This is a genomic window from Stenotrophomonas sp. 17(2023) (assembly GCF_030345315.1).
Lineage (GTDB): Bacteria > Pseudomonadota > Gammaproteobacteria > Xanthomonadales > Xanthomonadaceae > Stenotrophomonas > Stenotrophomonas acidaminiphila.
The window spans coordinates 2,420,767-2,443,981 of the sequence record NZ_CP128405.1 but is presented as its reverse complement, the minus strand read 5'-3'; the positions used below and the strand labels follow the sequence as shown (position 1 = coordinate 2,443,981).

23 protein-coding genes are annotated in these 23,215 nt (G+C 69.3%); 6 read left to right on the top strand and 17 right to left on the bottom strand.

What is annotated here, in order from left to right:
- Nucleotides 1-9 precede the first annotated feature (9 nt).
- The 4 genes from QQA12_RS11025 to QQA12_RS11010 all read right to left on the bottom strand — a co-directional run bounded on the left by QQA12_RS11025 (nucleotide 10) and on the right by QQA12_RS11010 (nucleotide 3,217).
- Nucleotides 10-261, bottom strand: coding sequence for a DUF6868 family protein (locus QQA12_RS11025; RefSeq protein WP_226049304.1), 252 nt, complete (start codon nucleotides 259-261; stop codon nucleotides 10-12).
- Nucleotides 262-279: 18 nt separating this feature from the next.
- Nucleotides 280-618, bottom strand: a complete 339-nt coding sequence (locus QQA12_RS11020) for a tRNA-binding protein (protein ID WP_226049303.1) — start codon at nucleotides 616-618, stop codon at nucleotides 280-282.
- A 106-nt stretch (nucleotides 619-724) separates the two neighbouring features.
- A complete protein-coding gene (locus QQA12_RS11015) occupies nucleotides 725-1,216 on the bottom strand; it encodes a LuxR family transcriptional regulator (RefSeq protein ID WP_226049302.1) in 492 nt (163 codons plus the stop codon).
- 198 nt (nucleotides 1,217-1,414) lie between these two features.
- Nucleotides 1,415-3,217, bottom strand: a complete 1,803-nt coding sequence (locus tag QQA12_RS11010; protein ID WP_226049301.1) for a DUF885 domain-containing protein — start codon at nucleotides 3,215-3,217, stop codon at nucleotides 1,415-1,417.
- Nucleotides 3,218-3,324: 107 nt separating this feature from the next.
- On the opposite strand from QQA12_RS11010, the gene QQA12_RS11005 reads away from it, so the two are divergent.
- On the top strand, nucleotides 3,325-3,681 hold the full coding sequence (locus QQA12_RS11005) for a GFA family protein (RefSeq protein ID WP_054666865.1): 357 nt from the start codon (nucleotides 3,325-3,327) through the stop codon (nucleotides 3,679-3,681).
- A gap of 35 nt (nucleotides 3,682-3,716) precedes the next feature.
- Nucleotides 3,717-4,481 carry a DUF4349 domain-containing protein gene (locus QQA12_RS11000; protein ID WP_226049300.1) on the top strand — a complete coding sequence of 255 codons (765 nt, stop codon included), beginning with the start codon at nucleotides 3,717-3,719 and terminating at the stop codon, nucleotides 4,479-4,481.
- Between the two features lie 36 nt (nucleotides 4,482-4,517).
- On the opposite strand, the gene QQA12_RS10995 is transcribed toward QQA12_RS11000, so the two are convergent.
- Nucleotides 4,518-4,748 carry a hexameric tyrosine-coordinated heme protein gene (locus tag QQA12_RS10995; RefSeq protein ID WP_226049299.1) on the bottom strand — a complete coding sequence of 77 codons (231 nt, stop codon included), beginning with the start codon at nucleotides 4,746-4,748 and terminating at the stop codon, nucleotides 4,518-4,520.
- A gap of 131 nt (nucleotides 4,749-4,879) precedes the next feature.
- The gene (locus QQA12_RS10990) at nucleotides 4,880-5,173 is read right to left on the bottom strand and encodes a hypothetical protein (protein WP_054666860.1); all 294 of its coding nucleotides are present in this window, start codon (nucleotides 5,171-5,173) and stop codon (nucleotides 4,880-4,882) included.
- A gap of 186 nt (nucleotides 5,174-5,359) precedes the next feature.
- Here QQA12_RS10990 and QQA12_RS10985 point away from each other — a divergent pair, with 186 nt between their 5' ends.
- Nucleotides 5,360-6,232: a DMT family transporter gene (locus tag QQA12_RS10985; RefSeq protein ID WP_226049298.1), complete on the top strand. Its 873-nt coding sequence runs from the start codon at nucleotides 5,360-5,362 to the stop codon at nucleotides 6,230-6,232.
- Between the two features lie 52 nt (nucleotides 6,233-6,284).
- On the opposite strand, the gene QQA12_RS10980 is transcribed toward QQA12_RS10985, so the two are convergent.
- Complete coding sequence (locus tag QQA12_RS10980; protein WP_226049297.1) at nucleotides 6,285-7,181, bottom strand: peptidylprolyl isomerase; 897 nt, start codon at nucleotides 7,179-7,181, stop codon at nucleotides 6,285-6,287.
- Between the two features lie 152 nt (nucleotides 7,182-7,333).
- Between QQA12_RS10980 and QQA12_RS10975 the strand changes: the two genes are divergently transcribed.
- Nucleotides 7,334-7,699, top strand: a complete 366-nt coding sequence (locus QQA12_RS10975; RefSeq protein ID WP_054666856.1) for a PadR family transcriptional regulator — start codon at nucleotides 7,334-7,336, stop codon at nucleotides 7,697-7,699.
- Entirely contained in the window at nucleotides 7,696-8,685 is a 990-nt protein-coding gene (locus QQA12_RS10970) for a sensor domain-containing protein (RefSeq protein WP_054666854.1), read from the top strand. The genes QQA12_RS10975 and QQA12_RS10970 overlap by 4 nt, the downstream gene beginning before the upstream one ends.
- A gap of 115 nt (nucleotides 8,686-8,800) precedes the next feature.
- On the opposite strand, the gene phaZ is transcribed toward QQA12_RS10970, so the two are convergent.
- Both phaZ and QQA12_RS10960 read right to left on the bottom strand, forming a co-directional pair.
- Nucleotides 8,801-10,117 (bottom strand): polyhydroxyalkanoate depolymerase, encoded by a 1,317-nt coding sequence (gene phaZ / locus QQA12_RS10965; RefSeq protein WP_054666853.1) that lies wholly within the window; start codon nucleotides 10,115-10,117, stop codon nucleotides 8,801-8,803.
- Nucleotides 10,118-10,412: 295 nt separating this feature from the next.
- Nucleotides 10,413-11,009 (bottom strand): class I SAM-dependent methyltransferase, encoded by a 597-nt coding sequence (locus QQA12_RS10960; RefSeq protein WP_226049296.1) that lies wholly within the window; start codon nucleotides 11,007-11,009, stop codon nucleotides 10,413-10,415.
- Between the two features lie 62 nt (nucleotides 11,010-11,071).
- Here QQA12_RS10960 and QQA12_RS10955 point away from each other — a divergent pair, with 62 nt between their 5' ends.
- The gene (locus tag QQA12_RS10955; protein ID WP_054666849.1) at nucleotides 11,072-11,527 is read left to right on the top strand and encodes a CopD family protein; all 456 of its coding nucleotides are present in this window, start codon (nucleotides 11,072-11,074) and stop codon (nucleotides 11,525-11,527) included.
- Between the two features lie 90 nt (nucleotides 11,528-11,617).
- On the opposite strand, the gene QQA12_RS10950 is transcribed toward QQA12_RS10955, so the two are convergent.
- The 8 genes from QQA12_RS10950 to bamA all read right to left on the bottom strand — a co-directional run bounded on the left by QQA12_RS10950 (nucleotide 11,618) and on the right by bamA (nucleotide 23,186).
- The gene (locus QQA12_RS10950) at nucleotides 11,618-12,577 is read right to left on the bottom strand and encodes an acetyl-CoA carboxylase carboxyltransferase subunit alpha (RefSeq protein ID WP_226049295.1); all 960 of its coding nucleotides are present in this window, start codon (nucleotides 12,575-12,577) and stop codon (nucleotides 11,618-11,620) included.
- A gap of 76 nt (nucleotides 12,578-12,653) precedes the next feature.
- Nucleotides 12,654-16,241 (bottom strand): DNA polymerase III subunit alpha, encoded by a 3,588-nt coding sequence (dnaE, locus tag QQA12_RS10945; RefSeq protein WP_226049294.1) that lies wholly within the window; start codon nucleotides 16,239-16,241, stop codon nucleotides 12,654-12,656.
- Between the two features lie 89 nt (nucleotides 16,242-16,330).
- Nucleotides 16,331-16,972: a ribonuclease HII gene (locus QQA12_RS10940; protein ID WP_056931461.1), complete on the bottom strand. Its 642-nt coding sequence runs from the start codon at nucleotides 16,970-16,972 to the stop codon at nucleotides 16,331-16,333.
- Nucleotides 16,969-18,150 (bottom strand): lipid-A-disaccharide synthase, encoded by a 1,182-nt coding sequence (lpxB, locus tag QQA12_RS10935; protein WP_226049934.1) that lies wholly within the window; start codon nucleotides 18,148-18,150, stop codon nucleotides 16,969-16,971. The genes QQA12_RS10940 and lpxB overlap by 4 nt, the downstream gene beginning before the upstream one ends.
- A 59-nt stretch (nucleotides 18,151-18,209) precedes the next feature.
- Nucleotides 18,210-19,001 carry an acyl-ACP--UDP-N-acetylglucosamine O-acyltransferase gene (gene lpxA / locus QQA12_RS10930; protein ID WP_054666839.1) on the bottom strand — a complete coding sequence of 264 codons (792 nt, stop codon included), beginning with the start codon at nucleotides 18,999-19,001 and terminating at the stop codon, nucleotides 18,210-18,212.
- 19 nt (nucleotides 19,002-19,020) lie between these two features.
- Nucleotides 19,021-19,479, bottom strand: a complete 459-nt coding sequence (gene fabZ / locus QQA12_RS10925; protein ID WP_054666837.1) for a 3-hydroxyacyl-ACP dehydratase FabZ — start codon at nucleotides 19,477-19,479, stop codon at nucleotides 19,021-19,023.
- Complete coding sequence (lpxD, locus tag QQA12_RS10920) at nucleotides 19,476-20,498, bottom strand: UDP-3-O-(3-hydroxymyristoyl)glucosamine N-acyltransferase (RefSeq protein WP_056931463.1); 1,023 nt, start codon at nucleotides 20,496-20,498, stop codon at nucleotides 19,476-19,478. The genes fabZ and lpxD overlap by 4 nt, the downstream gene beginning before the upstream one ends.
- Before the next feature lie 222 nt (nucleotides 20,499-20,720).
- The gene (gene bamA, locus QQA12_RS10915; protein ID WP_056931464.1) at nucleotides 20,721-23,186 is read right to left on the bottom strand and encodes an outer membrane protein assembly factor BamA; all 2,466 of its coding nucleotides are present in this window, start codon (nucleotides 23,184-23,186) and stop codon (nucleotides 20,721-20,723) included.
- Nucleotides 23,187-23,215 lie beyond the last annotated feature (29 nt).

The following is a 23,215-nucleotide window of genomic DNA, read 5'->3' as shown; positions in this document are numbered from 1 at the left end:
GGCGCCGGATCAGCCGCCGCGGCGCGCCAGCCAGAGCGCCGCCAGCGGGGCGAGATTGAACAGCAGGATGCCGATCTTGTACGCGGCCATGCCGCCGTAATGGATCGCATCGAAGCTGGCATCGGGCAGCGCGAACCAGCGGCCATGCAGCCGCCTCAGCGCGTCGCGCGCGGTCACAAAGGCAAGGAACCAGACCAGCAGGACGGCGTAGTTGAACGCCAGCGACCACAGCAGGAAACGGCACAGGAAATCGCTGTCCATGGGGTTCTCCGGAGGGCGTTACAGCAGGCGGGTACCGAGCGGGACATCGTGCTCGGGCACGCACAGCGATACCTGGCCGTGGGCATTGTGGAAGCCGGTGACCAGACATTCGGACATCAGTGGGCCGATCTGCCTGGGCGGGAAGTTCACCACCGCCACCACCTGCTTGCCGACCAGCGCCTCGGGCGCATACAGGTCGGTGATCTGGGCGCTGGACTTGCGGACGCCGATCTCCGGGCCGAAATCAACCTGCAGGATGTACGCCGGCCGGCGCGCCTTGGCGAACGGCTCGGCGGCCACGATGCGGCCCACGCGCAGTTCCACCTTGCTGAAGTCGTCCCAGTCGATCGTTTGCATGGCGTGCGCCGGCAGGATGAGTGCCGATCAATAGCGCCGGCGCCGGCGGGCGTCAACCGCGCCACCACCGGGGCGGTTCGCGTCCGGTGCAGGGCGGCGGGCGTGCTCAGCGGGTACGCCCGGCGCGCCTGAACAACGCCGTCCGCAGTACCGGCGTGCCGTCCTTGAAGTAGGACTCCGTCTCGGTCATGACGTTGCCGTCCGCACTGACCGAATACACCCGCGTCGAGCGCGGGATGCCTTCGTAGACGAACTGCATGACCAGCACGTTCGGCGCCGGCATCTTGGCGGCCAGCACGTCGACCCAGTACGTGCCCGACGCGCGGCCGGGGGTGCCGTCCAGCGACAGGGTGGATTCGGCGTGCATGATCTTGTCGTCCTGGCCGACGATCCGGACGCGTTCGTTCCAGCGGCCGTCGGGCGTGGCGGCGAACACCAGGTCCACGCGCTTCGGGCGCGCTTCCGGCGGCATCGGCAGGCTGTCCACGTCCAGGAGCCACTGGCCCACCAGCGGCGAGTCGGCCGGCGCCGCGGCGGATGCGGGCGCGGGTGCGGTGGCCAGGGCGGCGGACAACAGCGCGGCAAGCATCACGTTCATGCGATCTCCTGGAGGCAGGGGGACTGGAGCCGATCATGCCCCGGCGCGGCGCCGGCCTGCGTGAACGGGGGCGGTGCGCTACCGGGGCCTGCCGGCGATCGCGTGCGGGCATGCGCGGGGCCGCGGCGGCGCTGGCGGGTGCCGCAACGACGAAGGCCCGGGAATCCCCGGGCCTTCGCGCATCCCCTCGCGGGGCGGTTACTCGATCGGCTGGTCCAGCATCAGCTGGCGCGCGAAGCGCACCGGCGGCGCGCCGTAGGACAGGATCTGGTCGTGGTAGGCCTTGAGCTTGAAGTCCGCGCCGAGCTTGTCCTGCACCGCCTTGCGGGTGTCGAAGTGCTCCTGCGCGCCGACGAAGTAGGTCGGCAGCTGCGCCGAGGTCAGCTGCGCGCGCACCCACTTGCCCGCGGCCTCGCTCTCCTGCTGGAAGGCGTCGTGGGTCATCAGCTGCATCGCCTGCTCGCGGCTCCAGTTGTCCACGTGCACGCCCTGGTCGAGGATGGCGTTGGCAATCGTGCGCAGGTAGAACTTGAGCTGCACCAGGTGGAACAGCGGGTCGCTGTCCAGGTAGCCCTGTTCCTGCATCATGCGTTCGGTGTAGACCGCCCAGCCCTCGGCGAACAGGCCCGAGCGCAGCACCGCGCGCAGGGTGGAGGGGAACTTGCCCGAGTGCCAGCCTTCCAGGTAATGGCCCGGGGTGCCCTCGTGGATCGACAGCAGGTGGATCATGCGGCTGTTGTATTCGCGCAGGAACGAATCGACCTGCTTGTCGTTCCAGTCCTCCGGAATCGGCGAGACCGCGTAGAAGGTCTTGAGGTTCTTGTCCAGCGGGCCGGGCGAGTCGCAGTAGGCCACCGCGACGCCGCGCTGGAATTCGGGCATCAGGATGATGTCCACCGGCGCATCCGGCAGGGTCATCAGGTCATGCTTGCGCACGAACTCGGTGGACTGATCCAGCGCCGCCTTGGCATCGTCGACGACCTTGTCGCGGGCCGGCTTGTCGGCATAGGCCAGTTCCAGCGCGGCCTCGATCGCCTTCTGCTGCTGTTCGTCGGTCGGGTCGGCCGGCATTTCCGGCGCACCCGGCCTGTCCTTCAGCACCACCTGGGCGATGCCGTACATGTCCTTGCGTACGCGGGTCAGCTCGGCGCGGGCGCGCTCGCCGATCTCCGCGCGCGACAGCGAGGAATTGAGCGAGAACTTCAGCTTCTGGTCGTACTTCTCCGCACCGATGCGGAACTCGCCCTTGGCGTTGGGTACCAGGGTCTTGTCCAGCCAGGTCTGCTGCTCTTCGACGGCGGTGGTCAGCGTGGCGATGGCGGCCTTCAGGCGTTCCTGGTCGGCGGCTTCGAGCTGGCCGATGTTGGGGACGATGAAGGTCTCGACCAGGCTGAGGATGCCGCGGTTCTGCTTGGCCACGGTTTCGGCGTGGATCTTCGGTACGCGGGCCGGGTCGAGGTTGGCGCGTGCGGCGGCGAAGATCTGCGGGATCTTCTCGATGCGCGCGGTGGCCGACTTCAGGCGCTCGGGCAGCGGCGCGAACTCGCGCGCCATCAGGCCGTAGATGGCGCTGCCGGCCAGGCCGGTATAGACCTGCGGGTCCCACTGCCACGACTGCAGGGTTTCGTTGCCCCAGATGTCGGACTGCAGCTGGTTGCGCAGGATCGCGGCATCCACCTGGTTCTCGCGGCCGAGTTTGCCGGTGTCGATCCTGTCCAGCTCGGCGAGCAGCGCCTTGCTGGCCTCCAGGCCCTTCTGCTGGCCGGCGGCGCTCAGGTCATCCAGCTCGGCGTCGTAACGGTGGTCGCCGATCTGGGTGGCGCTGACCGGGGACAGCTGCATCCAGGTATCGAGCGCCTTCTTGGACAGTTCGGCGAACTGCGCGTCGGCCTGGCTCTGGCCGGCCTGTTCGGTGGTGGCGGACGGGGAGGACGGGGCGTCGCTGTTCTGGCAACCGGCCAGGCTGGCGAGCAGGGCGGCGGCGAGCAGGTGCTTGCGCATCGGGATACCTGTTGCGGAGGGAATGACGCAGGATAGGCCAGCGCCGCGGCGGACGCCCATGCCATTGGCTTACCATGGCCGCCAGACAGGTCCGTGGAGATCGTGCGATGCATTATGAAGGCAGCTGCCACTGCGGACGCATCGCGTTCGCTTTCGAATCGGCCGAGCCGATCGCCAGCGCGGTGTCCTGCAACTGTTCGATCTGCCGGCGGCGCGGTTCGCTGCTGTGGTTCGGCCCGCGCAGCGGTTTCGAGCTCAGGACCGACCCGGCCCAGCTGGAGAGCTACCGCTTCAATTCCGGGCACATCGACCACCACCACTGCCGCGTCTGCGGCGTGGCCCCGTTCAGCGAGGCGGTGGACCCGCGCAGCGGCCAGCCGACCGTGGCGATCAACCTGCGCTGCGTGCCGCAGGTCGATCTGGACGCACTGGAAGTCAGGCATTACGACGGGGCCAGCCGGTGACGGCGGCGCGGCGCCGGCCGTGGTTGGCGGCCGGCATGCTGCTGGCGCTGTCGTTGGGCTCCGGCTGTGCCAGGCATGGCGACGAGGCCGCGGGCGTCGCCGCCGAGGTGGCGCTGGCGTCGCCGGAAGGCGCGTTCCTGGCCTATGAACACACGCTGCAGCTGCAGCTGCCCGGCGCACAGATCGGGCCACGGCTCAAGGCACTGGCCGAGGCCTGCCAGAGCGCGAAGTTCGGCGACTGCGCGGTGCTGCAGCTGGCGCAGGGCGGTGGCGACACGGCTTCGGGCTTGATCGAGATGCGGATCGCGCCGCAGGGCGTGGAGCCGATCATCGCCCTGGCCAGCGAGAAGGGCGAAACGATACGCCGCGACACCCGTGCCGAGGACCTGGCACAGCAGGTGGCCGACACGCGCCTGGCCCAGGCGCGGCTCAAGGGCGAACACGCGCGCCTGGGCGAATACCAGCAGCGCAGGGACCTGGCGGTGGCCGACCTGCTGGCCATTTCCCAACGCCTGGCCGAGATCGAGGCCGCGCTGGAGCAGGCCGGGCGCGATGCCGCCCAGCAGCACCGGCGCATCGACACGCAGAAGCTGACCATCCAGCTGGATTCGACCAGCAGCCAGCGCAACCGCAGCGAGATCGGCCGCGCGCTGGGCGAGTTCGGCAGCATCTTCACCACCAGCCTGGCCTACCTGATCCGCGTCGTTGCCGGCCTGCTGCCGCCGCTGCTGGTCGCCGCCGTGCTGCTGTGGGGCGGACTGAAGCTGTGGCGCCGACGCCGGCGCCAGCAGCAGGGGTGAGCCGGTCGCAGGGCGCACCGGAGTGCGCCTGCGATCTCACGGCCGCCAGTAGTTGTTGGCTGCGGCCACCGTCTGGAAGTTGAGCGCCAGGACCTGCGCGGCGGCGGTCAGGCCATCGGCGGAATCGGCGTATTCCGGGCGCAGCTTCTGCAGGATGGACAGGTCGGGCTGGGTGTACTTGACGCTGCGGCGGCTCAACAGCACCGCGAGCTCGAAGCCTTCCTGCGGGGTGGCGGTGATGAGGGTGTCGAGCCATTGGTCGGTCATCGCGGTGCTCTCCTGTAGCGGTGGGTGGACAGCGGAATGTGCGCTGCCGCCGGCCGCAACGTCTTGACCTGGATCAAACCGCGCCGGCGACGCGCCACGTCCCCCTGCAGTCGCCGTGGCCGCGGCGCGGTTCAGCCCTCGTCGTGCTCGTATTCGATGACCAGTCCGCGTTCGCGGGCCAGCAGTTCCACCGCCCGCCGCGCCTTCTGCGCAGTGGCGGCATTGCCGATCTCGACTTCCAGTTCGTGGATGCCGGGGCCGATGTCATCGGACAGGCCGGCCGAGCTGGAGTCCTCGTCGTCCATGTGCGGCATCAGGTCGTCGGTTTCCTCGACGTGCTCGATGCCTTCCAGGCCGTGCAGCAGGTCGCTCACGGCCAGGGCGTCGTCGGCGTTGCCGGTGATGCGGATGCGCAGCAGGGGCATGGGATTCTCCGTGGGAAGGGGAATCCAGCCTGGGCAGTCGGTGGGCAAGGGAACGTGAAGCGCGCCGGTGCGGGCACGCGCTGTTTGTCAGCGGGCGCGGTTGCAGGGATGCTTGCGTTCCACCAACGGAGGGATGTCCATGGCATGCGCGGTGCGGGCGGAAACAGGGGCGATGGGGCCGGGGCCATGAGCGGGGCGACACCGGCGCCGGTGGCGCGCGACTGGTCCACGCCGCTGGAGCTGCTGGGCCTGGGCATGGTGTGGGGCGCATCGTTCCTGTTCATGCGCATCGCGGTGCCGGATTTCGGCCCCTACGCGCTGGTGGAGGTGCGCCTGCTGCTCGGCGCGCTGGTGCTGATGCCCTTCCTGTGGCGCGCGCGGGCCCTGTTCCCGGCGCGGCGCTGGCTGTGGCTTGCCCCGATCGGCCTGATCAATTCGGCACTGCCTTTCGTGCTGTTCGCCTGGGCGGCGCAGCGTGCGCCGGCGGCGATCGGCGCGATCTGCAACGCGATGACCGTGTTGTTCGCCGCCCTGGTCGGGTACCTGTTCTTCGGCGAGAAAATCGGCCCGCGCCGGGCGCTCGCGCTGCTGGTCGGCTTCTCCGGGGTCGTGGTGCTGGCCACGGCGAAAGTCTCGGGGCTGGCGATCGGTACGGCGGTGGCGGCCGGCACGGTGGCGGCGCTGCTGTACGGGGTGGGGGCCAACCTGGTCCGCCGCCACATGAGCGGGCTGCCGCCGGCCGCATCGGCCGCGGCCACGCTGGGCTGTGCCGCGTTGTGGATGCTGCCGATGGCCTTGAACCACTGGCCGCGGCAGCCGGTATCGGTGGCATCGTGGGCCAGCGCCATCGTCCTGGGCATCGTCTGCACCGGGCTGGCGTTCCTGGTGTTCTACCGCCTGATCGGCCGGGTCGGGCCCTCGCGCGCGGCCACCGTCACCTACCTGATCCCGCTGTTCGGGGCGCTGTTCGCCTGGCTGTTCCTGGGCGAGCCGGTGACCCTGCAGATGCTGCTCGCCGGCGGCCTGATCCTGGGCAGCGTGGCGGTGAGCCAGCGCTAGGCCGCGGCCGCACGCGGCGACGGCCTGGCGGGGGCAGCCGCGGTTGGCCGGCTCAGCGCACCGGCAGCGGAATGTTGCACAGGTCGATATGGCCGGCCGGGCGCTTGTAGAAGTCGTCGCGGCGGTTGCGGCGGGCCTCCACCATATCGGCGAAGGTCCTGGAGTCGGTGCGCAGCACCCGCAGCGGCGTGCGCTCGGCGTCCGGCACGTCGCTGGCCAGGCGGATGGATCTGATCGGCGTGCGCTGCGCGGCGTCCTCGTAGAAGCCCATGGGCTCCGGCCCGCGTTTGATCGTGCTCAGCAGTTCCATGCCCTTGAGCACGCGCCCGACCAGGGTGATGTTGCGGTCGAGCTGGCGCGGCGACTGCCCGGTGACCACGTACAGCTCGGCGCCGATGCTGCTGTCCTCGTCGTTGTTGCGGCCGGCGCCGACCGCGCCGTAGCAGTGCGCCAGCCAGGTGTGTTCGCCGTCGCTGGCGACGGCGAAGTCGCCGACGAAACCGGTTTTCGCGGCCCAGCCGTCTCGGTCGGGCAGCGCGGTGAACGCCAGCCCCCGCGTGGGCCGCTGGAACTCGGCCGGCAGGTGGGTCCTCGCGCTGCCCAGCGGCCGCGCCCTGGCCGGGTCGTCGGCATCGGCGTCGCCGAACTGGACCACGAAGTTGTCCTGCGAACGGTAGATGCTGGTGCCGTTCCAGAAGCCTTCGCGCGCCAGGGTGCGGATGTTGCCGGCGTGTTCGGGGGCGAATCCAGGGGCCAGTTCGATGATGACCCGGCCGCCGTCCAGGTCCATGTACAGCAGGTTGTCGGCGGCGGGCACGTGCCAGTCGCTGTCCGGCGAGGCGGCCAGGATCTCCTGCGCGCTGCGGTACTTGGCCGGCGCGTCGGCGGCCAGCGCCGGCAACGGGGACAGCATCAGGGCCAGGGCCAGCAGGGTCGGGCGTAGCGTCATCGGGCGCGTTCCGTGATCGGGTGTGGGTCGATTCTGCGGGATCGCCCGGGGCCGCCGCCAGACCGTGCCGGGAGTGGGGTGACTACCGGCACATCCGCTATAGCGAAGTGAGTAATAGTGTTGGCTTCAGGCTAGTTGGCAGGAGCAAGGCGATGGGTGAGTTCGAAGCCCAACTGCGCAAATTCCAGAAGGAGCTCAGCGCCGGCACGGTGTCGCTGGCGCTGCTGGCGGTACTGGCCAAGGCCGGGGAGCCGCTGTACGGCTACCTGATCGCCAAGGAACTGGAGCGCACCGGCGACGGCGTGCTCAGCGGCAAGCAGAGCGCGCTGTACCCGGTACTGCGCAACCTGGAAGGCGCCGGCCTGCTGGAAAGCCATGTCGAGCCGTCGGTGGCCGGGCCACCACGGCGCTACTACCGCATCAATGACGAGGGACGCGCCGTGCTCAGGCAGTGGATCGCGGCCTGGAATGCCACCCGGGACTCGCTGGAGTCCGTACTGGAGGGAGTCGAACGATGAACAACGAGACCAACGCACGGCCGCTGCCGACCACGATTCCCGAATACCTGGAGCAGCTGCGCGCCGCGCTGGCCGGTGCCGACCCGGCGATGATCCAGGACGCGCTGTACGACGCGGAGGAGTACCTGCGCTCGGAGCTGGCCGAGCAGCCCGGCAAGAGCGAGGCCGACGTGATCGCCGGTGTCGCCGGCAGCTACGGCGCGCCGGAGGAGGTGGCCGAGATCTACCGCGAGACCGAGGTGACGGTGAACCGCGCGCTGCGCACGCCGTTGCCCGGTCGCCGGCCGCTGCCGCCGCCGGTTGCCGCGGTCGCGCCGGGCGTCGCCGTCGCGGCAGCCCCGGCCGGCCCGGTCGCGGCCAAGCCGCGCTCGGCGGCCGCGCGCTTCTTCGGCGTGGTACTGGACCCGCATACCTATGGCGCGCTGTTCTACATGCTGCTGTCGCTGGTCACCGGCGTGTTCTTCTTCACCTGGGTGGTGACCGGGCTGTCGCTGTCGGTGTCGCTGATGATCCTGATCATCGGCATCCCGGTGCTGCTGCTGTTCCTGGGATCGGTGCGGGTGCTGTCGCTGGTGGAGGGCCGCATCATCGAGGCGCTGCTGGGCGTGCGCATGCCGCGCCGGCCGATGTACACGGACAGGAGCCAGGGCTGGCTGGCGCGGATCGGCGCGATGTTCACCGACGTTCGCACCTGGCTGACGATGCTGTACTTCGTGCTGATGCTGCCGCTGGGCGTGGTCTACTTCAGCATCGCCACGACCCTGCTTTCGACCTCGCTGGCGCTGGTGTTCGCACCGCTGGCCGATGTGGCCCTGGACCAGCCCGTCAATCTCTGGATCAACGACGTGAACATGGGCGACGGCGTGTGGTTGTGGCCGCTGGCGGTGGCCGCGGGACTGGTGCTGCTGTTCGCGACCCTGCACCTGGCGCGCGCCATCGGCAGGCTGCATGGCGCAATCGCCAAGCACCTGCTGGTGCGGTTGTAAGCCACAGATAGGATCAAGCCAGACGGGGCACCTGTGTGCCCCGTTTTCCTTTGTGGTGATGGCAACGCCCGCGGCGCCATCGGCGCGCGGGCAGGTGCGCGCCGTGCGCCGGGCTTCAGCGCTGCGCGCGGCGGCGCAGCGGGGTGACGTTGCTGGCGGCGGCCTTGCGCGGCTTCTTCGCCGCGGCCGGCTGCGATTGCGCGATGAAGAAGTCGCGCACCTTCGGGTACACCACCTCGCGCCAGCGGCGGCCGCTGAAGATGCCGTAATGGCCGGCGCCCTCGACGATGAAGTGGCTGCGGCGCGCGGCCGGGATGCCGGTGCACAGCGCCTGCACGGCTTCGGTCTGGCCGAGGCCGGCGATGTCGTCCAGTTCGCCCTCGATGCTCAGCAGCGCGGTGTCGCGGATCGCCGACGGATCCACGCGTTCGCCACGCACGTGCCACTGTCCGCGCGGCAGCAGGAACTCCTGGAACACCACGCGGATGGTGTCCAGGTAGAAGCGCGCGGGCATGTCCAGCACCGCGTTGTATTCGTCGTAGAAACGGCGGTGGGCATTGGCGTCGTCCAGGTCGCCCTTGACCAGGTCGGTGTAGAAGTCCCAATGCGACATCAGGTGGCGGCTGGGGTTCATCGCCACGAAGCCGGCGTGCTGCAGGAAGCCGGGGTACACGCGCCGGCCCTGCCCGGGGTAGGGCGCCGGCACGGTGTGGATGACGTTGTTCTCGAACCACGACAGCGGGTTGCGCGTGGCCAGGTTGTTGACCGCGGTGGGGCTGCGGCGTGCGTCGATCGGCCCGCCCATCATCACCAGCGAGCGCGGCGTGGTTTCGCCGCGGCCGGCCATCAGCGCGACCGCGCCCAGGACCGGTACGGTCGGCTGGCAGACGCTGACCACGTGCAGGTTGGCCGCGCCGAGGTGGCGGATGAACGCCTGCACGTACTCGACGTAGTCGTCCAGGCCGAACTCGCCCTGTTCCACCGGCACCATGCGCGCGTCGACCCAGTCGGTGACATACACGCGGTGGTCGCGCAGCAGGGTGCGCACGGTGTCGCGCAGCAGGGTGGCGTGGTGGCCGGACAACGGCGCCACCACCAGCACCGCGGGCTGGGCCAGCAGGGCTTCGACCCGGGCGCCGTCGTTGCTGTGGCGCTTGAAGCGCAGCAGGCGGCAGAACGGCTTTTCCAGTTCGGTCAGCTGGGCCACGGGCACGACTTCGCCGTCGAGCTCCAGCTCGTGGATGTCCCACTCCGGCTTCTCGTAATCCTTGCCGAGGCGGTGGAACAGTTCGTTCATCGCCGCCAGCCGGTCGGCGCCGGGCATGGACGACCACCAGTGCCCCGGGGTGTTGAAGAACGCCGCGTTGGCCTGCGCCTGGTGGACCCAGGGCGCGAGCAGGTTGCGGGTCATCTCATGCAGTTGATAGAGCATGCCGGGCAATATGTATGGTCATATGGTGCCGTGCAGCATAGCGCAAACAGGCGGGTGCGGCGTTAAGCGGAGAATGACGGATGTGGCGCCGGTGGGATCCGGCCGTTGTGCGGATCGGGGGCTTCCCTGGACCTGCCGGGCGGCATCGCCCCGTACCTGCGGAGAGTGTCTGGAGAAAAGCCCCTGAGTCAGGGGGCGCGCCGAAAGGCGCGGGGTGTGGCAGGCGAAAGACGGGCCCGGCGGTCCGCGGCGCAGACCGTGGGGCGACAGCGCGGTGCGATGGCGTGTCGCGGGCTCAGCCGCCGCTCTCCAACGCGGCCACCTCGTCGGCGCAGTGCGGGCCCAGCCAGCAGTGCGAGCCGGCCGCGCGGAAGCCGGCCTGCGCCAGCTGGCGGCGGTACCAGCGCGCCGGGCGCGACTGGAATCCCTGGTGATCGCCATGGAACGCGTCCTCGGCGGTGAAGGTCTCCAGGAACGCCACGCCGCCGCACAGCTCGGCCAGCCCGGGCAGGCCCTGGCGCAGTTCGCGGCTGGGCACGTAGTGCATGACGTCGGCGCAGACCAGCAGGTCGACCGGCGCGCACGGGCGCAGCCATTGGAAATCGCCGAAGCGTGCCAGGTGCAGGTTGCGGGTGCGGCCGTAGCGCTGCACGGCGTATTCGCTGCCATCGAAGCCCATGTACTGCAGCTTCGGCCGCAGCTTGAGCAGCGGTGCACGCCATGCGCCTTCGCCGCAGCCGATGTCGAGCACGCTGCGGATCGGACGCTCCAGGTAGTACTCGGCGGTGGCCACGGCCAGGTGCACCTTGCGTGCCAGCCGCGCCGGGCCGCCGATGTCGCCGCGGCGGTACCAGTGGTGGAAATAGGCGGCGTCGTATTGCTTTTCCTGCATGTGCGTGTCGGCGGCGGATGGGCGAAAATGCGGCCATCCTACGCCGCCGATGGAGCCAGTGCATGCAGTCGTATTTCTGGGTGAAGACCTTCCACATCGTGTTCGTGGTGGCGTGGATGGCCGCGGTGTTCTACCTGCCGCGGATCCTGGTCAACATCGCCGAGGCGGCCGGGCAGGCGCAGGTCGGGCAACGCCTGCAGCTGATGGGCCGGCGCCTGTACCGTTTCGGCCACGTGATGTTCGGCCTGGCCTTCGTACTCGGCCTGGTGCTGTGGCTGGGTTACCGGGTGCTGCCGGATTTCCCGACCATGGTCGCCCCCGGCGCCGCCGGCTGGCTGCATGCCAAGCTCGGCCTGGTCGCGCTGCTGCTGGTGTACTTCATCTTCACCGGGCGCTGGCTCAAGGGCGTGGACAGCGGCCGCGCGCTGCCGTCGTCGCGCGCGCTGCGCTGGTTCAACGAGCTGCCGCTGGTGCTGTTCATCGCCATCGTCTACCTGGTGCTGGCCAAGCCGTTCTGACCCGCCTGCCGGCACGCGCACCGCATTGGAAACGGAAACGAAAAAGGCCGGCGGATGCCGGCCTTTTTCCAGTGCCATGCCGCAGCAGGCTTACGCGGCCTCGTAGGCGCCATAGCCGCGCAGTCGCGCATAGCGCCTGGCCAGCAGCTCGTCGACCGGCAGCTTTTCCAGCGCGTCCAGTTCGTTGAGCAGGACCGCCTTCAGGCGCCGGCCCATCTGCTTCGGGTTGCGGTGGGCGCCGCCGATCGGCTCGCGCACGAGCTTGTCGATCAGGCCCAGCTGCTTCAGCCGCGGCGCGGTCATGCCCAGCTGCTCGGCCGCTTCCTTGTTCTTGCCGGCGTCCTTCCACAGGATCGAGGCGCAGCCTTCCGGGCTGATGGTCGAATAGACGCTGTATTCCAGCATCACGGTGCGGTCGCCCACGCCCAGCGCCAGCGCGCCGCCGGAGCCGCCCTCGCCGATCACGGTGCAGATGACCGGCACCTTGAGCTCGGCCATTTCCATCAGGTTGCGGGCGATGGCCTCGGACTGGCCGCGTTCCTCGGCATCGATGCCCGGCCAGGCGCCGGCGGTGTCGATCAGGGTCAGTACCGGCAGCCCGAAGCGCTCGGCCATCTTCATCAGGCGCAGCGCCTTGCGGTAGCCCTCGGGCTTTGGCATGCCGAAGTTGCGCTTGATCTTTTCCTTGGTGTCGCGGCCCTTCTGGTGGCCGATCATCATCACCGGGCGGCCGCCGATGCGGGCCAGTCCGCCGACGATGGCCTTGTCGTCGGCGAAGGCACGGTCGCCCGCCAGTTCCTGGAATTCGTCGCAGAAGATGCCGATGTAATCCATGGTGTAGGGGCGCGAGGGGTGGCGCGCGACCTGCAGCACCTGCCAGGAGGAGAGGTTGCGGAAGATCTGCGCGGTACGCAGGCGCAGCTTGTCCTCCAGCGCCCGGACCTCGGCCTCGACATTGACCGCCGGGCCGGCGCTGGCGCTGCGCAGCTCCTGGATCTTGGCTTCCAGATCGGCGATGGGCTGCTCGAAGTCGAGGTAATTCGGGTTCATCGGAAACCGTCTTGAATGAAAGTGGGGAAGTGTAGCCGAACGCGTCGGGCGCACCCGTACGCGGCCGTCCGGACCTTCAGCTGGCCCAGGGCGGGCTGTAGGCGAGCTTGACGCGGCGTACCGCCGGGTCCTCGCGCAGGGCGTCGAGCAGTTGCGTGCTGACCCGCACCGCGCCGGCGCCGCCGAGGTCGAGCATGCCGGCGACACCGCCGTCCCTGCCCTTCAGCAGCAGGTCCAGGCGGATCGGCGTGCGCCCGGGGCGGTGCGTGGCCAGCAGCGGCTCGATGCGCTGCCAGATGGGGCCGCCGCGGCCGTCCACGCGCAGCGACAGACGCACCGCGTGGTCGGCGCACAGCTGCTCGAAATCCCAGCACTGGCGGATGCGCAGGGCATAGCCGCCGTTGAATTCGTCCTCGCGCAGGCCGCCCTTGACCACCAGGATGCGGTCCTTGGTCATCAGGTGACCGAATTCGGCCAGGCCATCGGAGAAGGCGCTGCACTCGACCCGGCCCTTGCCGTCCTCCAGCTGCACGAACACCTGGCTGTCGCCCTTGCGGCGCATGCCCACGACCATGCCGGCCAGGATTACCTGCGCTTCCTGGCGCCAGCCGCGCTTTTCGCCGTCGCGCGGTGGCGGTGCCGGCGCCACCAGCTTGTCCAGCGCGCCCAGGTCGGTGCCGACCAGTTCCTTGACGTCCTCGGCATACGGGTCGAACGGATGGCCGCTGAGGTAGAAGCCCAGCGTCTCGCGCTCGCCGGCCAGCAGCTGCGCCACCGGCCATTCGCGGCTTTCCGGCAGGTCCAGCTGCGCGGCGGCGTTGACCGGGTCGGGCGCGCCGAACAGCGAGTTCTGGCCCGATGCCTTCTCGCGCGCCATCTGGTCGGTGGCCTTGAGCACCTCGGGCAGCTGCAGCATCAGCGAAGCGCGGTTGCGGCCGAGGCCGTCGAGCGCGCCGCACTGGATCATCGCCTCCAGGGTGCGCCGGTTGAGCTTGGCCGATTCCACCCGCGCGCAGAAATCCAGCAGCGAGCCGTACTCGCCGCCGCGCAGGCGCTCGGCCACCACTGCTTCGCAGGCGCCCTGGCCGACGCCCTTGATCGCGCCCAGTCCGTAACGGATGGTGTCGGCCGAGGACGCCTCGAACATGTAGGCCGATTCGTTGACCCGTGGCGGCTCCACGCGCAGGCCGAGGTTGCGTACCTCGGCCAGGAAGCCGACCACCTTGTCGGTGTTGTCCATGTCCGAGGACAGCGTCGCGGCCATGAACTCGGCCGGGTAGTGGCGCTTGAGCCAGGCGGTCTGGTAGCTGACCAGGGCGTAGGCGGCGGCGTGCGACTTGTTGAAGCCGTAGCCGGCGAACTTCTCCATCAGGTCGAAGATCTCGTCGGCCTTGGGGCCGTCGACGCCGCCCTTGGCCGCGCCTTCGCGGAAGATCTCGCGGTGCTTGGCCATCTCCGCCGGCACCTTCTTGCCCATCGCGCGGCGCAGCAGGTCGGCGCCGCCCAGCGAGTAGCCGCCGACGATCTGCGCCATCTGCATCACCTGCTCCTGGTACACCATGATGCCGTAGGTGTCCTTCAGGATGGCTTCGGTGCGCGGATCGGGATAGATGATCTCTTCCTGGCCGTGCTTGCGCGCGTTGAACGAGGGGATCAGGTCCATCGGGCCGGGGCGGTACAGCGACACCAGCGCGATCAGGTCCTCGAAGCGGTCCGGGCGCGCGTCCTTCAGCAGCCGGCGCATGCCCGAGGATTCGAACTGGAACACCGCGCCGGTGTTGCCGTTGGCGAAGATGTCCTTGTAGGTGGGCGCGTCGTCGAGCGGGATCGCGGCGATGTCCACCGGCGGGATGCCGGCGCGTTCGTGGCGCCGGTTGATCGCCTTCACCGCCCAGTCGATGATGGTCAGCGTGCGCAGGCCGAGGAAGTCGAACTTCACCAGGCCCACTTCCTCCACGTCGTTCTTGTCGAACTGGGTGACCGGGTTCTTGCCCAGGCTGCCTTCGTCGTGTTCGGCGTATAGCGGGCAGAACTCGGACAGCGGCTCGGGCCCGATCACCACGCCGCCGGCGTGCTTGCCGGCGTTGCGGGTCAGGTCTTCCAGCTGCAGCGCCAGGTCGATCAGGTCGCGGACGTCGTCCTCGCTCTGGTAGCGCTGGATCAGCTCGGCCGAGGCCATTTCCGAATCCGGCCCTTCCTTGCCCTTGCCCAGCGCGTCCTTCAGGCCGATGCCGAGGATGTTGGGGATCAGCTTGGACACGCCGTCGACCAGGCCGTACGGGAAGCCGAGCACGCGCCCGGAGTCGCGCACCACCGCCTTGGCCGCCATGGTGCCGTAGGTGATGATCTGGCTGACCCGCTCGCGGCCGTACTTGCGCGCGACGTAGTCGATCACCTCGTCGCGGCGGTCCATGCAGAAGTCGATGTCGAAGTCGGGCATCGACACGCGTTCCGGGTTGAGGAAGCGCTCGAACAGCAGGTTGTACGGCAGCGGGTCCAGGTCGGTGATCTTCAGCGCCCACGCCACCAGCGAGCCGGCGCCCGAGCCGCGGCCCGGGCCGATCGGGATACCCTGGTTCTTGCCCCACTGGATGAAGTCGGCCACGATCAGGAAGTAGCCGGGGAAGCCCATCTTGATGATGGTGTCGAGCTCGAACTCGAGCCGCTCGAAATAGTCCTCGCGGGTCTTGCCCGGCGCCAGCGGGTTCTTCTGCAGGCGTTCTTCCAGGCCTTCGCGCGACTGCTTCTGGATCCAGGTGTCCAGGGTCTCGTCGTCGGGCACCGGGTAGTTGGGCAGGAAGTAGGTACCCAGCCGCATCTCGACGTTGCAGCGCTGCGCCAGCGCCAGCGTGTTGTCGATGGCGTCGGGGATGTCGGCGAACAGCTCGCACATCTGTTCCGGCGATTTCAGGTACTGCTCGCGGCTGTACTCGCGCGGGCGCTTGGGGTCGTCGAGCACCCGGCCGGTGGAGATGCACACCCGTGCCTCGTGCGCGTCGAAGTCCTGCGGAGACAGGAAGCGCACGTCGTTGCTGGCGATCACCGGCAGACCGCGCTGGCCGGCGGCCATCAGCGCGAACTGGTTGAACGCTTCCTCGCCGTCGCGGCCGGTGCGGGTCAGCTCCAGGTGCAGGCCATCGCCGAACACGCGCTGCCAGTCGGCCAGCTGCTGTTCGGCCAGGTCATGGCGGCCTTCGCCGGCCAGGCGCCCGGCCAGGCTCTGGCGCCCGGCCAGCGCGAACAGGTTGTGGCAACCGTCCTTCAGCCATTGCGGGTGGACGGCGACGCCGCCCTCGGGGCGATGGCCTTCCAGCCAGGCCCGGCTGAGCAGGCGCGACAGGCTCAGGTAGCCGTCGCGGTCGCGGCACAACAGGGTCATGCGCCACGGGTCGTGGCCATCCTCGGCGATCAGCACGTCGGCACCGGCGATGGGCTTGATGCCCACGCCTTCGGCGGCCTTGTAGAACTTCACCAGCGCGAACATGTTGTTCAGGTCGGTGACCGCAAGCGCCGGCGCCTGCATTTCCACCGAGCGGCTGAGGAGGTTGGCCTGCTTGGCCTTCTTCGGATCGGCCTGGTCCGGCTTGGCCGGGACGCGGATGGTGGAGTCCACCATCGAGAATTCGGTGTGGACGTGGAGGTGGACGAAGCGGGGAGTGCTCATGCCGGATCACTGCGGTGAAAGGGCAGGGTAGCGGCGGGGGGCGGAGCGGACAAGGCTTGACGGGCGGCGAATGCGCCCGCGGGCAGGGGCTACGCCAGGGCCAGCGCGTCGCGGACCGGCGCGAAACTGCGCCGGTGCTCGGGGCAGGGGCCGTGCGTGCGCAGCGCGGCCAGGTGGGCCGGGGTACCGTAGCCTTTGTGCTGGTCGAAGCCGTATTCGGGATGGCGCAGGTGCAGGTCCAGCATGTAGCGGTCGCGGCTGACCTTGGCCAGGATCGAGGCGGCCATGATCGCGCGGTCGATGGCGTCGCCGCCGACCAGCGCTTCGGCCGGGCACGGCAGGCCCTTGGGCACCTTGTTGCCGTCGATGCGCGCGAACTGCGCCACATGGGCCACGCCCTGCACGGCCCGGCGCATGCCCTGCATCGTGGCCTGGAAGATGTTGATGTCGTCGATCTCGGCCACGTCCACCAGCACGATGCTGTAGGCCAGGGCGCGTTCGACGACACGCTCGAAGAGCTGTTCGCGGCGCGCGGCGGTGAGCGCCTTGGAGTCGTCCAGGCCGTTGATGCGCGGCCGCTGCGGGTCGAACACCACCGCAGCCACCGCCACCGGGCCGGCCAGCGGACCGCGTCCGGCCTCGTCCACGCCGGCGGTCAGGCGCGGGCCCTGGCGGGCGGCCAGCAGGCCGTCGTCGAACAGGGCCAGCGTTGCCGCCGCGTGCCGGCTCATGCCGATCGCGCCAGCAGCGACGCCACCGCGTCGGCGGCGCGGGCCGAGGCGTCCTGGCGCAACTGCAGGTGCAGGCGCCGGTAGTCGTCCTGCAGCCCCGGCACGTGGCCGGGGTGCTGGAACCACCGCAGTACGGCCGCGGCCAGCCGGTCCGGCGTGCAGTCGTGCTGGATCAGTTCCGGCGCCAGGTCGCGCCCGGCCAGCACGTTGGGCAGGGCATAGCGGTCGACCTTGACCAGTTTCAGCGCCCGGGCGATGCGGTAGGTCAGTTCCGACACGCGGTAGCCGACCACCATCGGCCGCTTGACCAGCATGGTCTCCAGGGTGGCGGTGCCCGACGCCAGCAGCACCACGTCGGCGGCGGTCAGCGCGTCGCGGGCCTGGCCATCGAGCACGTGCAGGCGCGCGGCCGGCAGTGCCGAGGCGGCGATCTGCTGGTCGAGCAGCTGCCGGCAGCGGGCATTGGCTGCCGGTACCACGATATGCAGCCCGGGCATGCGCTCGGCCACCTGCCAGGCGGCCTCGAAGAAGGCCGGGCCGAGCCGGCCGACCTCGCCCAGGCGGCTGCCCGGCAACACCGCCAGCACCGGCGCGGTGGCCGGCAGCGCCAGCCGGGTGCGGGCATCGGCACGGTCGCTGTCCAGCGGGATCGCATCGGCCATGGGGTGGCCGACGAAGCGTGCGTCGACGCCATGGCGCGCGTAGATCGGGGGTTCCATCGGGAACAGGCACAGCACCATGTCGGCGCTGCCGCCGATCTTCTCGGCACGCTTCTCGCGCCAGGCCCAGACCGAGGGGCTGACGTAGTGCACCGTGCGGATGCCGCGCTGCTTGAGCCAGCGCTCGACGCCAAGGTTGAAATCGGGCGCGTCGATGCCGATGAACACGTCCGGGCGCCAGTCGAGCACGCGCTCGCGGAAGGCGCGGCGCAGTTTCAGCAGGCGCGGCAGGTGGCGCAGGATCTCGGCCAGGCCCATCAACGCCAGCTCGCTGGCATCGAACCAGGTCTGGCAGCCGGCGCCACGCATGGCGTCACCGCCGATGCCGGCGAATTCGGCATCGGGGAAACGCTGGCGCAGTTCGGCGATCAGGCCGGCGCCGAGCTGGTCGCCGGAGGTTTCCCCGGCCACCAGCGCGATGCGCGGGCCGCGGCCCACGCGCGCGCGCGCGGCGGCGATGGCCGCCGCGCCGCCGTCCCCGGGCCCTGCGTGCCCGTTCACGGTGCTGCCTTCGGCACTCATCGCTGCAGCGGACGGTCCGCGTGTTCGATGAAGTCCAGCATCTGCCGGACGTCGTCGCTGTCCCGGGCCTGCTCGGCCAGCTGCTGCTTGGCCTCGGCCAGCGGAATGCCGGCCACGTACAGGGTGCGGTAGGCGCGCTTGATGGCGCCGATGCGCGCGGGGTCGAAGCCGCGGCGCTTGAGGCCTTCGCTGTTGATGCCGCGCGGACGGCCGTGGCCGTCGATGCCGACCATGGTGAACGGCGGGATGTCGCCGGTCACCAGCGCACCCATGCCGAGGAAGGCGTGGTCGCCGATGCGGCAGAACTGGTGGGCACCGGCGAAGCCGCTGATGATCACCCAGTTGCCGACGCTGACGTGGCCGGCCAGGGTGGTGTTGTTGGAGAACACGCAGTGGTCGGCGACATCGCAGTCGTGGGCGACATGGGTGTAGGCCAGCAGCCAGTTGTCGTTGCCGATGCGGGTGACGCCGCCGCCGCCGCCGGTGCCGCGGTTGACGGTGACGAACTCGCGGAACACGTTGCGGTCGCCGATCACCAGTTCGGTGCGTTCGCCGGCGTATTTCTTGTCCTGCGGCTCGCCGCCGATGGCGGCGTGGCCGATGAAGCGGTTGTCGCGGCCGATGCGGGTCGGGCCGTGGATGCTGCAATGGGGGCCGACCACGGTACCGGCGCCGATCTCGACCTCGGCGCCGATCAGGCTGAACGCGCCCACGCGGACGTCGTCGGCCAGCCGCGCCGACGGGTCGATGACCGCGGTGGGGTGGATCAGGGGGGCGCTGTCATTCATGCGCGGGCTCCGGTCGGGATCATTCGCGGGTGCCGGCGCACAGCACCTCGGCATGCGCCACCACTTCGCCGTCCACCTTGGCCTCGCCGTAGTAGACGGCCATGTTGCGGATAACGCGCTTGACCTGCACGTGCAGCTCCAGCACGTCGCCGGGCACCACCTGCTTCATGAAGCGCACGTTGTCCACCTTGACCAGGTAGAACAGCTTGGACTGCGCGTCACGGCCCAGGCTCAGCTGGGTCAGCACGCCGCCGGCCTGCGCCAGCGCCTCGATGATCAGCACGCCCGGCATGATCGGCTGGGAAGGGAAGTGTCCCTGGAAGAACGGCTCGTTGATGGTGACGTTCTTGTGCGCGACGATCGTCCTTGCCTCGGTGTCCAGCGCGACCACCTTGTCCACCAGCAGGAACGGATAGCGGTGCGGGATCAGCGTGCGGATCGTGTTGACGTCGATGGGCAACGGCAGCGGTGAGTTCATTCCTTCTCCTTGCTCACAGCCAGGACCCGGCGCGCCAGGCTGTCCAGCTGCTTGAAGCGCGCGGCGTTCTTGCGCCACGTGCGGTTGTCGGTCAATGGGGTGCCGGACGAATACTCGCCCGGTTCGGTAATGGAGTTGCGCACGACCGACTTGCCGGTGACGACGACGTGGTCGCAGATTTCCAGGTGCCCGACCACGCCGACCGCGCCGCCGAGCAGGCAGTAGCGGCCGATCCGGGCGCTGCCGGCGATGCCGGTGCAGCCGGCGATCGCGCTGTGTGCGCCGATATGGCAGTTGTGGGCGATCTGCACCAGGTTGTCCAGGCGCACGTCTTCTTCCAGTACGGTGTCTTCCAGCGCGCCGCGGTCCACGCAGGTGTTGGCGCCGATCTCGCAGTCGTCGCCGATGCGCACGCCACCCAGCTGCGGCACCTTGATCCAGTGGCCGGCATCCATCGCCAGGCCGAAGCCGTCGGCACCGAGCACGGCACCTGGATGGATGCGCACGCGCTTGCCGAGGCGCACGCGGGTGACCAGGGTGACGCGGGCGATCAGTTCGCAGCCGGCGTCCAGCGAGCAGTCCTCGCCGATGATGCTGCCGGCGCCGACGATGCAGTTCTCGCCGACCACGCTGCGCGCGCCGATGCTGACGAACGGGCCGACGTGGGCGCTGGCGGCCACCTGCGCGGACGGGTCGATCACCGCGCTGGGATGGATGCCGGCCTCGCGCAGCGGCACCGTCTCGAACAGCGCGCCGATCTTGGCGAAAGTGGTGTAGGGGTCCTTGGCGACCAGGGCGGTGCCCGGGGCGGCCTCGGCGTCATCGGCGCGCAGCACGACGATGGCCGCCCTGCTCTCGGCCAGCTGCGCGCGGTAGCGCGGATTGGCCAGGAAGGTCAGCTGCCCGGGGCCGGCATGGGCCAGCGTGGCCACGCCGTGGATGACGGTGGACGGATCGCCGTGCACCTGCAGCCCGAAACGGTCGGCGAGGTCCTGTGCGGTATGGGTCGGAGTATTCACGCCGGGAGTTTAGCGTCTGGAAGTGGCGCGGTCATGCGGCGGCAGCCAAGAGTCCGCGTGGGGTGCGGGCGGCGGCCGGACCGTTCTGGAGGAAAGCCCCCTTTGGTGAAAGGGGGCGCGCCGAAGGCGGGGGGAATCGGAAGGCGGGGGCGCGACCCACCGGTCCGCCATGGCGGACCGACGGGTACCCGGGGCATTGCCCCCGGGTGCGCGGGCAGCGCCTTAGAACTGCCCGCCGAAGGTGAACTGCAGGCGCTCGATCTCGTCGCCTTCCTTCTTCTTGAGCGGGAAGGCATAGCTGATCGAGATCGGGCCGACCGGGGCGCGCCACAGCAGCGCGACACCGGCCGAGGCACGCAGCTCGCCCGCGTCGAAGTTGTCGGTTCCGTTGTAGACGTTGCCGAAGTCGAGGAAGGCCGATACGCGCGCCGACGGGCTGTCGAACAGCTTCGGGAAGTACGCCTCGACCGAGCCGACCGTCTTCAGCGAGCCACCCAGCGGCTGGCCGCGGTAGTAGCCACCGATGATCTCCGAGCGCGGGCCCAGGGTGTTGTCGCGGAAGCCACGCACCGAGTTGGTGCCGCCGGCGTAGAAGTTCTCGAAGAACGGCAGCCCCGACGCCTTCACCTGGCGGTGCTTGGCGGTGGGGTTGGTGGCGCAGTCCACCACTTCGGTGGTGCCCGGCGTGCCCGGGACGGCCGGCTTGTCGCCATCGGCCGGAATGCCGGGGACCGCGGGCGTCTCGAACCAGCAGATGTCGCGCACCTTGTCGTTGCCGTACGAGTCGCCGTAGCCGAACTCGACGCGGGTGTTGATCACCAGCGACGGCATGATCGGCCAGTACTTGGAGATCTGGTAGCTGAGCTTGTAGTACTCGGCGGTGGAGCCGGGCAGCGTGGCTTCCAGGCCCAGGCGCTGGTAGGTGCCGCGGGTCGGCATGAAATAGTCGTTGCGGGTGTCACGCGCCCAGCCCAGCTCGGTACGCCAGGAGTGGAAGGTGCGCGTGCCCATCGCGTCGATGTAGTCGATGATCGACTGCGGGGTGTAGGTCGGGTACGTGGTGATCTGGTTGCTGTCGATGCCGAACATCAGCGAGAAGCTGTCGTTCTCGGTGATCGGCACGCCGAAGATCATCTGCGCCGAGCCGTTGGTGCTGTTGTACTGGGCGGTGTTGAAGTCCGAGTAGTCCAGCTCGCGCCAGGACAGGTTGTAGCCCAGCGAGACGCCGTCGTCGGTGAAGTACGGGTTCATGTACGAGAAGCCGTAGCGCTGCAGGTAGCTGCTGCGCGAGGCCTCGACCGACACGCGGTTGCCGCCGCCCAGGAAGTTGTTCTGCGACAGCTGCACCGAGGTGGTCATCCCGTAGGACTGCGAATAGCCCAGGCCGAACACGAAGCTGCCGGAGGTGGTTTCCTTGACGTTGTAGACCACGTCGACCTGGTCGTTGCTGCCGGTGACCGGCGAGGTCTCGACGTCGACCGATTCGAAATAGCCCAGACGCTGCAGGCGGATCTTGGAGCGGTCGATGGCGGCCTGCGAGTACCAGGCGTTCTCGAACTGGCGCATTTCGCGGCGCAGCACCTCGTCGGCGGTGCGGGTATTGCCCTTGAACACGATGCGCCGCACCGACACGCGCGGGCCCGGTACCACCTGCATGTTGACCGCCACCGTGCGTTCGGCGCGGTTGCTGGTCGGGATCGGGTTGACCTTGGCGAAGGCGTAGCCGACGTTGGACAGGGTATTGGTGATCGCGTCGGCGCTGAACTCCAGCAGGCCGCGCGAGAACGTGTCGCCGGCCTTCTGGAACACCATGCGCTCGACATCTTCCTGCGGCAGGATGGTGTCGCCGGTGACCTTGATCTCGGAGATCTTGTACTGCTCGCCCTCGGTCACCCCGGCGGTGATGAACATGTCGCGCTTGTCGGGGCTGATCGAGACCTGGGTGGAATCGACGCTGAAATCGACGTAGCCGCGGTCCAGGTACCAGGAGTTGAGCTTCTCCAGGTCGCCGGACAGCTTTTCCTTGGAGTACTGGTCGTCGCGGCGGTACCACGAAGCCCAGTTGTGCTCCTTGGACTCCCAGGTATCGAGGATGTCCTCGGACTCGAACTTCTCGGTGCCGACCAGGTTGACGTGGCGGATCTTGGCCGCCTTGCCTTCCTTGACCGCGATGGCCACGTCCACGCGGTTGCGGTCCAGCGGGCTCACCGTGGGGGTGATCTCGACGTTGTACTTGCCGCGGTCGTTGTACTGGCGGCGCAGCTCCTGGGTCACGCGGTCCAGGCTCAGGCGGTCGAAGGTGCCGCCCTCGTTCAGGCCGATGTCGGCCAGGCCCTTGAGCAGCTGCTCGCTCTTGATGTCCTTGTTGCCGGTGACCGTGAGCTTGTTGATCGCCGGGCGTTCCTTGACCGTGACCACCAGGATGTCGCCCTGGCGGTCCAGCTGCACGTCCTCGAAGAAGCCGGTCTTGTACAGGGCGCGGATGGTCTCGCCGACCTTGGCGTCGTCGACGCGGTCGCCGCGTTCCACCGGCAGGTAGGTGAAGACGGTGCCGGATGAGATGCGCTGCAGGCCGTCCACGCGGATGTCGCTGGCGGTGAAGGGCTCGGCTGCCTGTGCGAGCGCGGGCGCGGCCAGACCGGCGGCGAGGGCGAGGGCAAGCAGGCGGCGATTGGGAAGTCGCGTCATGTCACGTCCGGTTGGAGTCGATTTCATTG